This window comes from Kitasatospora sp. NPDC036755 (assembly GCF_040636595.1).
GTDB lineage: Bacteria > Actinomycetota > Actinomycetes > Streptomycetales > Streptomycetaceae > Kitasatospora.
This window is the reverse complement of the sequence record NZ_JBEZUT010000261.1, coordinates 1-12,796: the sequence shown is the minus strand read 5'-3', so window position 1 is coordinate 12,796 and position 12,796 is coordinate 1. Positions and strand designations below refer to the sequence as shown.

At 73.6% G+C, this 12,796-nt stretch carries 11 protein-coding genes and 1 pseudogene; 2 read left to right on the top strand and 10 right to left on the bottom strand.

Annotated features, from left to right (window positions below):
- The 3 genes from AB0E96_RS30295 to pdhA all read right to left on the bottom strand — a co-directional run.
- The coding region (locus AB0E96_RS30295; protein ID WP_359828968.1) for a biotin/lipoyl-containing protein at nt 1–473 on the bottom strand (473 nt) is incomplete at its 3' end.
- 15 nt (nt 474–488) lie between these two features.
- Complete coding sequence (locus tag AB0E96_RS30290) at nt 489–1,466, bottom strand: alpha-ketoacid dehydrogenase subunit beta (protein ID WP_359828970.1); 978 nt, start codon at nt 1,464–1,466, stop codon at nt 489–491.
- The gene (gene pdhA / locus AB0E96_RS30285; protein ID WP_359828967.1) at nt 1,463–2,623 is read right to left on the bottom strand and encodes a pyruvate dehydrogenase (acetyl-transferring) E1 component subunit alpha; all 1,161 of its coding nucleotides are present in this window, start codon (nt 2,621–2,623) and stop codon (nt 1,463–1,465) included. The genes AB0E96_RS30290 and pdhA overlap by 4 nt, the downstream gene beginning before the upstream one ends.
- 420 nt (nt 2,624–3,043) lie before the next feature.
- Between pdhA and AB0E96_RS30280 the strand changes: the two genes are divergently transcribed.
- Together AB0E96_RS30280 and AB0E96_RS30275 are read left to right on the top strand one after the other, a co-directional pair.
- Nucleotides 3,044–3,703 carry a response regulator transcription factor gene (locus AB0E96_RS30280; protein WP_074001879.1) on the top strand — a complete coding sequence of 220 codons (660 nt, stop codon included), beginning with the start codon at nt 3,044–3,046 and terminating at the stop codon, nt 3,701–3,703.
- Nucleotides 3,704–3,768: 65 nt separating this feature from the next.
- Nucleotides 3,769–4,869 (top strand): phosphotransferase, encoded by a 1,101-nt coding sequence (locus tag AB0E96_RS30275; protein WP_359828966.1) that lies wholly within the window; start codon nt 3,769–3,771, stop codon nt 4,867–4,869.
- 88 nt (nt 4,870–4,957) lie between these two features.
- Here AB0E96_RS30275 and AB0E96_RS30270 read toward each other — a convergent pair whose 3' ends face one another.
- The 7 genes and pseudogenes from AB0E96_RS30270 to AB0E96_RS30240 form a co-directional block, all read right to left on the bottom strand.
- The gene (locus tag AB0E96_RS30270; protein WP_359828965.1) at nt 4,958–6,682 is read right to left on the bottom strand and encodes a protein kinase; all 1,725 of its coding nucleotides are present in this window, start codon (nt 6,680–6,682) and stop codon (nt 4,958–4,960) included.
- A gap of 112 nt (nt 6,683–6,794) precedes the next feature.
- Nucleotides 6,795–8,240 carry a protein kinase gene (locus AB0E96_RS30265; protein ID WP_359828964.1) on the bottom strand — a complete coding sequence of 482 codons (1,446 nt, stop codon included), beginning with the start codon at nt 8,238–8,240 and terminating at the stop codon, nt 6,795–6,797.
- A gap of 301 nt (nt 8,241–8,541) precedes the next feature.
- A complete protein-coding gene (locus tag AB0E96_RS30260; protein ID WP_181970628.1) occupies nt 8,542–9,156 on the bottom strand; it encodes a bacterial proteasome activator family protein in 615 nt (204 codons plus the stop codon).
- A gap of 212 nt (nt 9,157–9,368) precedes the next feature.
- Complete coding sequence (locus tag AB0E96_RS30255) at nt 9,369–10,118, bottom strand: hypothetical protein (protein WP_359828963.1); 750 nt, start codon at nt 10,116–10,118, stop codon at nt 9,369–9,371.
- Between the two features lie 151 nt (nt 10,119–10,269).
- Nucleotides 10,270–11,247 carry an NAD(P)H-quinone oxidoreductase gene (locus AB0E96_RS30250; RefSeq protein ID WP_359828962.1) on the bottom strand — a complete coding sequence of 326 codons (978 nt, stop codon included), beginning with the start codon at nt 11,245–11,247 and terminating at the stop codon, nt 10,270–10,272.
- A 42-nt stretch (nt 11,248–11,289) separates the two neighbouring features.
- Nucleotides 11,290–12,294, bottom strand: coding sequence for an NAD-binding protein (locus tag AB0E96_RS30245; RefSeq protein WP_359828969.1), 1,005 nt, complete (start codon nt 12,292–12,294; stop codon nt 11,290–11,292).
- Nucleotides 12,295–12,347: 53 nt separating this feature from the next.
- Nucleotides 12,348–12,701 (bottom strand): annotated as a pseudogene (locus tag AB0E96_RS30240) (molybdopterin molybdenumtransferase MoeA); the annotation flags it as partial.
- Between the last annotated feature and the right edge of the window lie 95 nt (nt 12,702–12,796).

Below are 12,796 nucleotides of genomic sequence, written 5' to 3'. Positions count from 1 at the left end.
GCACCCGGACGCCGTCCGGGTACCGACAGGACTCCAGGAACCGGCCTGGTGGCGGCGACCTTGGTCGTGGTCGTCCGCCGCGCCCGGCGCTGGGCGGTACCGGTGCGCGGGCCGTATCCGACCAGCACCTCGCGGCGCTCGGGCTCGGCCTCCTCGGCGGGGGCGACCGGAGCCTGGGCCTCGGCGGGGGCGGCCGGAGCCGCGGCCCCCGCCTCCCCGGCGACCGCGACCGAGATGATCACGGTGCCGACGTCGACCGTCGCGCCCTCGGGGAAGTGCAGCTCCTCGACCACCCCGTTGAACGGGATGGGCAGCTCCACCGCCGCCTTGGCGGTCTCCACCTCGCAGACGACCTGCCCGTCGGTGACGGTGTCACCGGGCTTGACGTACCAGCTGAGGATCTCGGCCTCGGTGAGGCCCTCGCCCACATCGGGCATCTTGAACTCGCGGAGCGAGCGAACTTCGGTGGTCATCTACGCTCCCCTGGATCAGTACGCGAGTGCGCGGTCGACGGCGTCGAGCACGCGGTCCAGGTCGGGGAGGAAGGCCTCCTCGACCCGGGACGGCGGGTACGGGGCGTGGTAGCCGCCGACCCGCAGGACCGGTGCCTCCAGGTGGTAGAAGCACTTCTCGGTGAGCCGGGCGGCCAGTTCGGCGCCCATGCCCAGGAAGACCGGTGCCTCGTGCACCACGACGGCCCGACCGGTGCGCTTGACCGACTCCTCCAGGGCGGCGAAGTCCACCGGGGAGAGCGAGCGCAGGTCGACGACCTCCAGCCGGCGGCCGTCCTCCTCGGCGGCTGCGGCGGCCTCCAGGCAGACCTTGACCATCGGGCCGTACGCGATCAGCGTCGCGTCGGTGCCGGGCCGGACGATCCTCGCGTCGTGCAGGCCCAGGTCCGCGGCATCGCCGACCTCGCCCTTGTCCCAGTAACGGCGCTTGGGCTCCAGGAAGATGACCGGGTCGTCGGACTCGATCGACTGCCGCAGCATCCAGTGCGCGTCGTGCGCGCTGGCCGGGGTGACCACGCGCAGACCGGCGGTGTGCGCGAAGTACGCCTCGTGCGACTCGCTGTGGTGCTCGACCGCGCCGATGCCACCCGCGTAGGGGATGCGCACGGTGATCGGCATCTTGACGTGGCCCAGCGCGCGGGCGTGCATCTTGGCCAGCTGGGAGACGATCTGGTCGAAGGCCGGGTAGACGAAGCCGTCGAACTGGATCTCCACGACGGGGCGGTAGCCGCGCAGCGCCAGGCCGATCGCGGTGCCCATGATCCCGGACTCGGCGAGCGGGGTGTCGATCACCCGGTCCTCGCCGAAGTCCTTCTGGAGGCCGTCGGTGATCCGGAAGACGCCGCCGAGCTTGCCGATGTCCTCGCCCATCAGCAGGGTCTTCGGGTCGTTCTCCAGCGACTTGCGCAGCGCTCCGTTCAGCGCCTTGGCGATGCTCAGCTGACCGGCCATCAGTGGTTCTCCCCCGCCTCGAAGGAGGCCGCGTACTCGGCGTACTCGGCCCGTTCCTCATCGACCAGCGCGTGCGGCTCGCTGTACACGTGGTCGAAGATCAGGGTCGGGTCCGGGTCCGGCATGCCGCGCACGCCCTCGCGCACCCGCAGCCCCAGCCGCTCGCTCTCGGCGTCGACGGCGGCGAAGAACTCCTCGTCGGCCTGGCCCTCCTTCTCCAGGTGGGCGCGGAGCCGGGCGATCGGGTCCTTGGCCTTCCAGGCCTCGGTCTCCTCGGCGTGCCGGTAGCGGGTGGGGTCGTCGGAGGTGGTGTGGGCGCCCATCCGGTAGGTGAACGCCTCGATCAGCACCGGGCCGTTGCCGCTGCGGGCGTGGTCCAGCGCCCAGCGGGTGACCGCCAGACAGGCCAGGACGTCGTTGCCGTCGACCCGGACGCCCGGGAAGCCGAAGCCGGAGGCGCGGCGGTACAGCGGGATCCTGGTCTGGGTGGTGGTGGGCTCGGAGATCGCCCACTGGTTGTTCTGGCAGAAGAACACGACCGGCGCGTTGTAGACCGAGGCGAAGGTGAAGGCCTCGTTGACGTCGCCCTGGCTGGAGGCTCCGTCGCCGAAGTACGCGATCACCGCGTCGTCGGCGCCGTCCTTGGTGATGCCCATCGCGTAGCCGGTCGCGTGCAGGGCCTGCGCACCGATCACGATGGTGTACAGGTGGAAGTTCTTCTCGTTCGGGTCCCAGCCGCCGTGGTTCACGCCGCGGAACATGCCGAGCAGGTTCAGCGGGTCGACGTCGCGGCACCAGGCCACGCCGTGCTCGCGATAGGTGGGGAAGGCGTAGTCGCCGGTGCGCATGGCGCGGCCGGAGCCGACCTGGGCGGCCTCCTGGCCGAGCAGCGAGGCCCACAGGCCGAGCTCGCCCTGGCGCTGGAGCGCGGTGGCCTCGGCGTCGAACCGGCGCACCAGCACCAGGTCGCGGTAGAGGGCGCGCAGCTCCTCGGGAGTGGTGGTGAGGGGGTAGTCCGGGTGCTCGACCCGCTCGCCTTCCGGCGTGAGCAGTTGGACGAGCTCCGGCTGGGCCTCCTTGCCCTTGGCGCGGAGGGTGTCAGGGACGCCGGGGGCCGCCTTCTTGCGAGCCCTCGCCGTGCTTTTGACGGTCACGTTCACTCCTCGGTCTGTCCGGCCGCCCGGGGTCGCCGGTGACCGGTCCGGTCACCGCCTCGCGGGGCGCGCTTGGGTGTGCGCTCCCACTGCGGGGCAGGTGGTGATCCTGTTCCGACGGCGTCCCTCACGAGAACGTTACCCAGCGTCCGCCCTCGACGCGCTTGCGCTAGGACGTCCTACTTGTTCAGGGCCTACAACCCCGAGGGTGCCGCGTTCGGCTCGCCGTCGGAAGGGTGGGGGTGACGGTCGGCGTGACGCAGCTCTCAATTCGAGCGCCTTCAGGACACCAGCGCACGTTATCCGGGCAGACGCCCGTACGTAAGGGGGTTCTCGGTATCGGTTTCGGACGGCCCCGACCTGACCGCACTGCCGAGGAGGTCCGAGTGATAGGCCTTTCGTACGGTGATATGGGAGGCTTTGGACGTGACTGATAACGGACAAATCAGGGTATTCCTGCTCGACGATCACGAGGTCGTCCGACGGGGCGTGCACGACCTGCTGTCGGTCGAGGACGACATCGAGGTGGTCGGCGAGGCCGGCACGGCCGCCGAGGCGCTCACCCGGATCCCGGCGGTCCACCCGGACGTGGCGGTGCTCGACGTCCGGCTCCCGGACGGCAACGGGGTCGAGGTCTGCCGCGAGATCCGGTCCAAGCTGCCGGAGATCAAGTGCCTGATGCTGACCTCGTTCTCGGACGACGAGGCGCTGTTCGACTCGATCATGGCCGGCGCCTCCGGCTACGTGCTGAAGGCGATCCGCGGCACCGACCTGATCACCGCCGTCCGGGACGTCGCGGCCGGCCGCTCGCTGCTCGACCCGGTCGCCACCAGCAGGGTGCTCGCCCGGCTGCGCGACGGCGGCGAGAAGGAGGACGAACGGCTCGCCCAACTCACCAAGCAGGAGCGGCGGATCCTCGATCTGATCGGCGAAGGTATGACAAATCGTCAGATCGGCAACGAGTTGCACCTGGCCGAGAAGACGGTGAAGAACTACGTCTCCAGTCTGCTCGCCAAGATGGGCATGGAGCGACGCACCCAGGCGGCCGCCTTCGTGGCGCGGCACCAGGCCGACCACCAGTACTGACCGGGCGTCTACACAGAACTGACGGTTTGTCAAGGGCCCCCGCAAGGGGGCCATAACCTCTGCACGTGACTTTCAGCCAGACCCTCGCCTGCGCACCGGCCCGCCCCGATCTCTCCGCACCGCCGATGGGAACCCTCAGTCCACCCGTCCCGCTGGGAGCGCTCGCCGAGGTCCTGGCCCGCTACCGGACAGGGCGGCTGCTGACCGCCGAACCCGTCGCCGAGGGCCTGCTGAACCGGGGGTACCTGGTCACCACCGAGGCCGGTCCGTACTTCCTGAAGTGCTACGTCGACTCCGCCACCGCCAGCCGTCCGAGGATCCTCGCCCACCACCGCGCGATGGCCGCGCTGAACGCCCTCGGACTGCCCGTGGCACCCCCGCTGGCCTGCGCCGAACGCTCCGGCACGGTGGCCTCCTGGGGCGGCCGGATGTTCGCGCTGTTCCCCTGGGTCGAGGGCCGGCACCGGCACGGCGGCGAGCTCGACCCGTCACAGTGCGACGCGCTCGGCGCGCTGCTCGGCCGACTGCACGGCGCGCTCGACGACGTCTGCGCCCCCTTCGAACAACCCCCCGGATACCAGAGCGCCGACCCCGTGGAGAGCGCCGCGCTCGCCCGCGACCTGCGGCGCCGCGCCCGGGAGCACCACCCGGCCGGGGAGCTGGACGCACTGGTGGTCGAACGGCTCACGGAACGGCTGGATCTGCTCGCCGAGCACGCCCACCGCCGCCCCGCCCCGCAGGCCGCCCCGCCCACCGGCTGGACCCACGGCGACTTCCACGGCCTCAACCTGCTGTACGACGACGGCCCGCGCGGAGGCCGGGTGGCCGCCGTCCTGGACTGGGACAAGCTCGGCCCCCAGCCACGGGCCGAGGAGGCCGTCCGGGCCGCCACGCTGCTCTTCAACGACCGCTCGTCCGGCGTCCTGGACCTGGTCCGGGTCCGCCGCTACTCCCAGGCCTACCGGGCCTCCGGCGCGGCCACCGCGGAGCACCTGGCCGCCGCCGTCCACCGGGTCTGGTGGGAGCGGCTGAACGACTTCTGGATGCTGCAGTGGCGCTACCAGCGGGCCGACCACCGGGCCGACCCGCTCTACCCCGCCTCCGCAGGGCAGTTGGCGTGGTGGTGCCAGGAGTACGAGCAGGTCCTGGACGCCTTCGCCAACTGACCGGACCGGCGGACCGCTCCGGCGGACCGGTCCGAGCGCCCGCTCCGGCAGACCGGTCCGAGCCGGTCTGCCGTCCGGCTGCCCGCCGTCAGTTCCCCGCCGGCGGGGGCGCCGTGGCCGGCAACGTCACCGGCGGGCCCGTCTTGGTCGGCAGCGGGTTCGGCGGCTGCGTGTTGCCGCCTCCGCCGCCGGGCGTCGCCCCGCCGGTCGAGGTCGCCGACGAGGTGGACGACGGCCCGCGGCTCGGGGGCGCGCTCGGCGTCGGACTCTGCGAGTGCTTGCCCGACGGCGAGGGCGACATGTTGCCGCCGCCGTTCCCGGTGCCGTTCCCGTTGTTGTTGCTGTTCGGGTCGGCCGGCTGCTGCGTCTTCTTACCGCCCGAGGACGAGGGCGGCGGGGTCGCCACCCCGCCGCTCTGGGTCGGCACGGCCGTCTCGCTGCTGGTGACCGCCGGGGGCTGCGTCGGGGTCACCGAGTGGTCGGTCGTGTCGTTGCCGCTGAGCGCGAACGCCATGCCCGCACCGGCCGCGACGAGCACCGCGATCGCACCGGCCACCCAGGCCCACGGCCCGCGCCGCCGCGGCCCCTGCCCGTCGCCGTCCTCGCCCGCCCCGTCGCCGCCGTACGGAGCGCCGGACACCTGGTAGGGCGAGGGGGACGTGTGCGGACCGCCCGGCGGGTACGGCAGCACGGAGGTCTGGTCGCCCGGGCCCACCGCGCCGAAGGCCGCCGTGGCCGCGGCCTGGTCCGGCCGGAGCACCTGGGTCGCGCCGGTGTCCCCCGCCGTGGCGCCGGCCCAGCCGCCCGAGCCGTGCATCTCGCGCAGCGCGTGCTGCACGTGGGCGCGGAACTCGTCGGCGTCCTGGAAGCGGTCGTCCGGGTTCTTGGCGAGCGAGCGGAGCACCAGCGGGTCGAGGCCGACCGGCACCCGGCCGTTGGCCTGCGAGGGCGGCATCGGCGGGTCCTGGACGTGCTGGTAGACCACCGACAGCGGGGTGTCGCCGGTGAACGGCGGACGCAGCGTGAGCAGTTCGTAGAGCATGCAGCCGGCCGCGTACAGGTCCGAGCGGTGGTCGACCGGCTTGCCGAGCGCCTGCTCGGGCGAGAGGTACTGCGGGGTGCCCATGACCATGCCGGTCTGGGTCATCGTGGTGGCCCCGCCGGTCAGCGCGCGGGCGATGCCGAAGTCCATCACCTTGACGGCGCCGGTGTTGGTGATGATGACGTTGGCGGGCTTGATGTCGCGGTGGACGATGCCGTTGCGGTGGCTGTAGGCGAGCGCCTCCAGCACCCCGGCGATGATGATCAGCGCCTGGTCGACCGGCGGCGCCTCCTCGTCCGCCAGCAGCTCGCGGACGGTGCGGCCCTCGACCAGCTCCATCACGATGTACGGCGTGGACTCGTCCCCGACGTACTCCTCGCCGGTGTCGTAGACCGCGACGATCGAGTGGTGGTTGAGCGCGGCGACGGCGTGTGCCTCGCGGGTGAAGCGCAGTCGGGCGACGTCGTCCTGGGCCAGCTCGCCGCGCAGCAGCTTGACCGCGACGGTGCGGCCGAGCCGCACGTCCTCGGCGGCGAACACCTCGGCCATGCCACCGCGCCCCAGCCGGTGGGTCAGCCGGTAGCGGCCGTCGCCGACGGTGCTCAGCGGCACGGCGGTGCCGCGGCCCGGGGTCTGCGGGCCGCCCGCGGGGAACGGCGGCAGCGCCGAGGTCGGGGCCTCGGCGCTGGGCTCGGGGATCCTCGGCGTTCCGCCGGTCCGGCCGACCGCTCGGACACCCGCGTCGTCGTCCGGCTGCTGCGTCTGTGCCATCGCTCCTCGCCCCGGGCGTTCGCTCGGATCGCGGTGCCCTGTCGCTTACGTATCCCCGAACGCTACCGCTTCCGGCGGACGGACGCGGCACCCGCGAACCGGCCGGAAACCCTCAGAGCAGGCCATTCCGGTCGGCGGGGAGGTCGACGACCAGCACGTTGGCGGGGCGCTCCGAGTGGCTGAACTTGCCGCCGGTCTTCTGGTCCGCCTTGTTGACCACGATCGCGATGATGATGCCCGCGAGCACCAGCACGCCGATGATGATGCCGATCACGACCACGGCCGTCGAGCAGCCGCCGCCGGAGGACGCCTTCGGCTGCTGGTACGGCGGCATCGGCCGCGGCGGCGGGGTGTGCGCCTGCGGCGGCTGGAGGTACTGCGGGTGCGGGGTGTGCGGGGCCTGCGGCTGCGGCGTCTGGTACGCCGGCGGCGGCGTCCGGTACTGCGGCTGCTGCCCGCCCTGCTGGAGGTACTGCGGGTGCGGGGTGTGCGGCGCCTGCGGCTGCGGCGTCTGGTACGCCGGCGGCGGCGTCCGGTACTGCGACTGCTGCCCGCCCTGCTGCGGGTACTGCGGCGGGGGCGTCTGCGGGGCCTGCGGGGCGGCGTGCACCGAACGCGGTCCCTCGTTGATCACCAGCGGGGTGCTGGCCTGCAGCCGGTGCCCGTTGCCGCCGCCCTTGGCGGCCTCGATCAGCCGCTCCGCCTCGTCCCGCATCGCCGCCGCGCTCTGGAACCGGTGCGCCGGGTCCTTGCGCAGCGCCTGCGCCACGAAGGCGTCCACCTCGGGGGTGACCGCGCGGTTGAGGGTGGAGGGCGCCGGCGGCTCCTCCTGGACGTGCTTGTAGGCGATCGAGAACGCCGAGTCGCCGTCGAAGACCAGCTGACCGGTGATCATCTCGAAGAGCATCACGCCCACCGAGTACAGGTCGGAGCGGGCGTCCACCGGCTTGCCGAGCGCCTGCTCGGGCGAGAGGTACTGCGGGGTGCCGACCACCATGCCGGTCTGGGTCATCGACGTGACGCCGGATTCCAGCGCGCGGGCGATGCCGAAGTCCATGACCTTGACGTTGCCCTTGCGGTCGAACATGACGTTGCCGGGCTTGATGTCGCGGTGCACCAGGCCCATGTCGTGCGAGGCCTCCAGCGCGTTCAGCACGCCGACGGTGACCTTCAGCGCCTCCTCGCACGGCATCGCACCGTACTGACCGATCGCCTCGTTGATCGCCTCGCGCAGGCCCATGCCGTCGATCAGCTGCATGACGATGTACGGCGTGCTGGAACCGTCGGGGGCGACGTCCTCGCCGCTGTCGTACACGGTGACGATGTTCGGGTGCTCCAGCCGGGCCACGGCCTGGGCCTCGCGGCGGAACCGCTCCTTGAACGAGTCGTCCCGGCCCAGTTCGCTGTGCATGCTCTTCAGCGCGACCTGCCGGTCCAGCACGCGGTCGTGGGCGAGGTGCACGGAGGCCATGCCGCCCTCGCCCAGCAGCCGCTGCAGGACATAGCGGCCGTTGCCCAGGGAGAAGCCCTCGACCGCCGCGTTGCCGTGCTCGCTCATGGTCCTCTGCTCCCCCTCGGCGCGGCCGTGCGTGCCGCAGCCTGACGTTCGGTCTCGTCCGTGCGTGGTGGGCCCGGCCCGCTGGCCCGGCGAGCCCCTGCCGCGGCGGTTCCTCCGGCCGGCGACAGGGGTCAGGGTATCGGCTCGCGCCGACGGTGATCGGTCCAGGGCCGGGGCGCGGTCCGGGCCGCCGGTCCCCGTTCCCGGCGACCCTGGGCCGGGGAGGACGGTCCCGGTACGTCCGGTCCGACGGCGCCCCGTCGGACCGGACGTGCCTACCGGCGGGTACCGCCGGGTGCGGCTACAGGTAGGGGCCGGAGCGGATGCCGCGGCCCTGGCCCGGCTCGTCCTCGTCCGGCTCACCGCTGTGCAGACCGGGGGGCAGCGCCCTGCGCATCTGCTCCAGCTGGGCCCGCGCCGCCATCTGCTGGGCGAACAGGGCGGTCTGGATGCCGTGGAACAGGCCCTCCAGCCAGCCGACCAGCTGGGCCTGGGCGATCCGCAGCTCGGCCTCGGTCGGGATGGTGTCGTCGGTGAACGGCAGCGACAGCCGCTCCAGCTCCGCGACCAGCTCCGGAGCCAGACCCAGTTCGAGCTCCTTGATCGAGCTCGCGTGGATGTCCTTCAGCCGCACCCTGCTCGCCTCGTCGAGAGGCGCCGCCCTGACCTCCTCCAGCAGCTGCTTGATCATGCTGCCGATGCGCATCACCTTGGCGGGCTGCTCGACCATCTCGGTCACCGGGAGCTCACGCGGCACGTCGCCCTCGTCGTCCCCGTCCCCAGCCGCACCGGCGAACCCCTGGCCCACGGGCAGCCCGTCCGGTCCGACGATCAGCACCTTCTGGCCGTCCTGCGACTGCCCGCCGGCGGCCCGGAAGGGCTCCTGCGACGGGCGCTCGTTCATCGGATTCGTCATGAACAACATTCTCTCTCACTGGGGTTGGTCGGGCGGAAGCCCCCGTCGTCCCGCCGTCCTGCGCCACCCCGTGACGAAGGTACGCCCCCGGGCCCCGCGCGGGCATCCGTACGGATACTCAGTTCCCCCGGCCCGGCCCCCTCGGTGCCGCGCCCTTGCCCGGACCGGCCCCGCGCGGCCTCAGTCCTTGCCCGGACCGGCCCCGCGCGGCCTCAGCCCTTGCGCAGCCGCAGGCCGACCAGGCCCAGACCGCAGCCGATCAGGCCCAGGCCGACGCCCAGCGGGAGCTGGGTGGTGGAGGCGTCCTGCCAGCGGGCGGGGAAGATCACCGGCACGGCGGCGACGGCCGCCACCGGCTGCCCGCCCGCCGCCGCGGTGTCCGCGGCGGCCCGGTCCGGCGCGGCCGCGTCGCCGGGCGTCTCCGCCTCCGCGGCGTCCCGGTCGGTCTCCGGCGGCTCGGCCTCGGCGGCCGGCTCCGGGGCCCGGTCGGGCTCCTGCTCGGCGGCCTGGGCGGCGGCCTGGTCCGCGGGCTGCTCGGGACCCTGCTCCGGAGCCCGGTCGGGGGCCTGCTCCACGGCGGCGTCGGAGTGCTCGGGCAGGGAGGCCGGGCGGTGCCGGTGGGCCCGGGGGAAGTCGCCGCCCGGGTGCGGGTGCGGCGGCAGCCGGCGCGGCGGCGCGGCCTCCGGCCCGGACGCATCCGGTTCGCCGCCCGGATCGGCGTCCGCCTCCGCCCCCGCCTCCGACGAGGGCGGCGCCTCCGACGAGGGCACGGCCGCCGGCAGCCGCAGCACCGTCGGCGAGGGCAGCGCCACCGCCGCCGAAGCGGCGGCCAGCGGCAGCGTGAGGCCCAGCACGACCGCCGCGAACAGCCGCTGGGTACGGCCCGGGGAGCGGCGGGAGGCACCACGGCGGTGCGGCGGGACGGGCAGCGGCCCGAGGAGTGGGTGCGGTGATGCGGCCACGGTCGGAGTCCTTCCGACGGCCGACGGCGCCCGGGGGCGGGATCGGCGGCGGGACTGCTCCGGACCAGGCTCGCACGCCCCGGCCGTTACGGCATTTCGGGCAATTCACCACCCGTGTGCCACCGCCCCGCCGCCGTCGGGAGCCCCGGGCTCAGGCCCGCAGCACGACCTTCCCGACCTGCTCCCCGCGCTCCAGCACCCGGTGCGCCTCGGCCACCTCGGCCAGCGGCAGCACCCGGTCCACCACCGGCTTCACCACCCCGGACTCGACCAGCGGCCACACGTGCTCCCGCACCGCCGCCACGATCGCCGCCTTCTCCGCCAGCGGCCGCCCGCGCAGGTTGGTGGCGATCACCGCCGCGCGCTTGCGCAGCAGCGTGTTGAGGTCGAGCTCGCCCTTCACCCCGCCCTGGAGTCCGATGATCACCAGCCGCCCGTTGACCGCCAGCGCGTCCACGTTCCGCTGGAGGTACTTGGCGCCCATGATGTCCAGGACGACGTCCGCCCCGGCCCCGCCGGTGGCCTCCCGGAGCACCTCGACGAAGTCCTGCTCGCGGTAGTCGATCAGGATGTCCGCACCCAGCTCGGCGCACCGCTCCAGCTTCTCCCGGCTGCCCGCGGTGACCGCGACCCGGGCGCCGACCGCCTTGGCCAGCTGGATCGCCATCGTCCCGATGCCGCTCGCACCGCCGTGCAGCAGCACCGTCTCGCCAGGCCGCAGGTGGGCGGTGAGGAAGACGTTGGACCACACCGTGCAGGCGACCTCGGGCAGCGCCGCGGCCTGCTCGGCGGACAGCCCGGCGGGCAGCGGCAGCAGCTGCCCGGTCGGCACCGCGACCAGCTGCGCGTAGCCGCCGCCGGCCAGCAGCGCGCACACCTCGTCGCCGACCGCCCAGCCGGACACCCCGGGCCCGAGCGCGACGATCCGCCCGGCGCACTCCAGCCCCGGGTAGGGCGGGGCGCCGGGCGGCGGGTTGTAGAAGCCCTGCCGCTGGAGCAGGTCGGCACGGTTGACGGCGGTGGCCGCCACCTCGACCAGGACCTCGCCCGCAGCGGGCACCGGATCGGGCACCTCGGCCCAGACCAGCGCCTCGGGACCACCGGGTACGGGAATCGTCATCGCATGCATGCCCCGAACCTACTGCGGTCCGGGGCGGTTCCACCGCAGGGCTCAGCCGGTCGGCGGGACCGTGCTGGACTTGATGACGATCACCCGGTCGGTGAGCTGGAGGACGGCGGCCTCCGGCTCGGTGTAGTTGAGCACCCGTCGGCCCCGGACCACCGCGACCACCAGGTCCGCGCAGTCGCGCGGGCTGTGCCCGGCCTCGGCCCGGGTGACCGGACGCTCCACCACGTCCAGCCCGTTGCCGTACGTCAGCAGGTCCTCCATCACCGCCCCGGCGTGCGGGCTGAGCATCGACATCCCGAGCAGCCGCCCGGCCGAACTGGAGCTGGTCACCACGACGTCGGCGCCGCTCTGCCGCAGCAGCGGCGCGTTCTCGTCCTCCCGGACGGCGGCGACCACGGTGGCGGCCTTGTTCAGCTGGCGGGCCGTCAGCGTGATCAGGACCGCGGTGTCGTCCCGTTCCGGCGCCACCACCACCCGCGCGGCGCCGGGCAGCGCGGCGCGCATCAGGGTGTCGGTGCGGGTGGCGTCGCCGACCACCCCGACCAGGCCGTCCCGGGCGGCGTGGTCGATCACCTTGCGCTGCGGGTCGACGACGACGATCTCCTCCTTCTTCACCCCCTGACCGAGCAGGGTGTCGACGGCGCTGCGGCCCTTCGTCCCGTAGCCGATGACGACGGTGTGCTCGCGCACGGTGGACCTCCAGCGGTTCAACCGCCATTGCAGGCGGGTCCGTTCGGTGAGCACCTCCAGGGTGGTGCCGACCAGGATGATCAGGAACACCACGCGCAGCGGGGTGACCACGAAGATGTTGGTGAGCCGGGCGCTGTCGCTGAACGGGGTGATGTCCCCGTACCCGGTGGTGGAGAGCGTCACGGTGGCGTAGTACGCCGCGTCCAGGAGGCTGAGCCCGCCGCCGGCGTTGTCGTTGTAGCCGTCCCGGTCGAACCAGACGATGAACGTGGTGGCGACCAGCACGGCGAGCGCCAGCAGCAGCCGGGAGCCGACCTGCCGGACGGCTGGCTCGGCCCGCCGGGCGGGCAGCACGATCCCGGCGTCCGCCCACGGCTCGGTACCGGGCGCCAGGTTGCGTCGCAGCCGGTTCACGGCACCTCCAGGAGTTCGACCGTCTCGCCCGCCGCCGCGCCACCGGGCGGCACCACGGCCAACGCCTCGGCCCGGGCGAGCCCGCGCAGCATCGCCGGCCCGTCGAAGGCCAGCGGCAGGACGCCCGCGGCGGTCCGCCGGACCGGCTGGAGCCGGGTGTCCGTCCGGTGCCCGGGCAGCGGGGCCGCGGCCGGGGCGAGGGCGGGGGCACCGGCGGTCCGTCCGCCGCGGGCGTGCAGCAGCGGCAGGACGAGGGTGACCATCCCGGCGACGGCGGCCAGCGGGTTGCCCGGAAGACCCACCAGGTGGCGGCCCCCGGGGAGTTCGGCCAGCAGCATGGGGTGCCCCGGCCCCCGCCCCCGGGACAACCTGACGGCCCGTCACGGACACCGCCCCTGACCTGCACTGTAGGAGGGGCGGTTTCACGTTTTCGACCGGGAATGAG

What these genes read in the sequence shown, in the direction of transcription:
- AB0E96_RS30270 (WP_359828965.1), bottom strand. Translation starts at nt 6,682, where the DNA reads ATGGCACAGACGCAGCAGCCGGACGACGACGCGGGTGTCCGAGCGGTC.
- AB0E96_RS30265 (WP_359828964.1), bottom strand. Translation starts at nt 8,240, where the DNA reads ATGAGCGAGCACGGCAACGCGGCGGTCGAGGGCTTCTCCCTGGGCAAC.
- AB0E96_RS30260 (WP_181970628.1), bottom strand. Translation starts at nt 9,156, where the DNA reads ATGACGAATCCGATGAACGAGCGCCCGTCGCAGGAGCCCTTCCGGGCC.
- AB0E96_RS30250 (WP_359828962.1), bottom strand. Translation starts at nt 11,247, where the DNA reads ATGCATGCGATGACGATTCCCGTACCCGGTGGTCCCGAGGCGCTGGTC.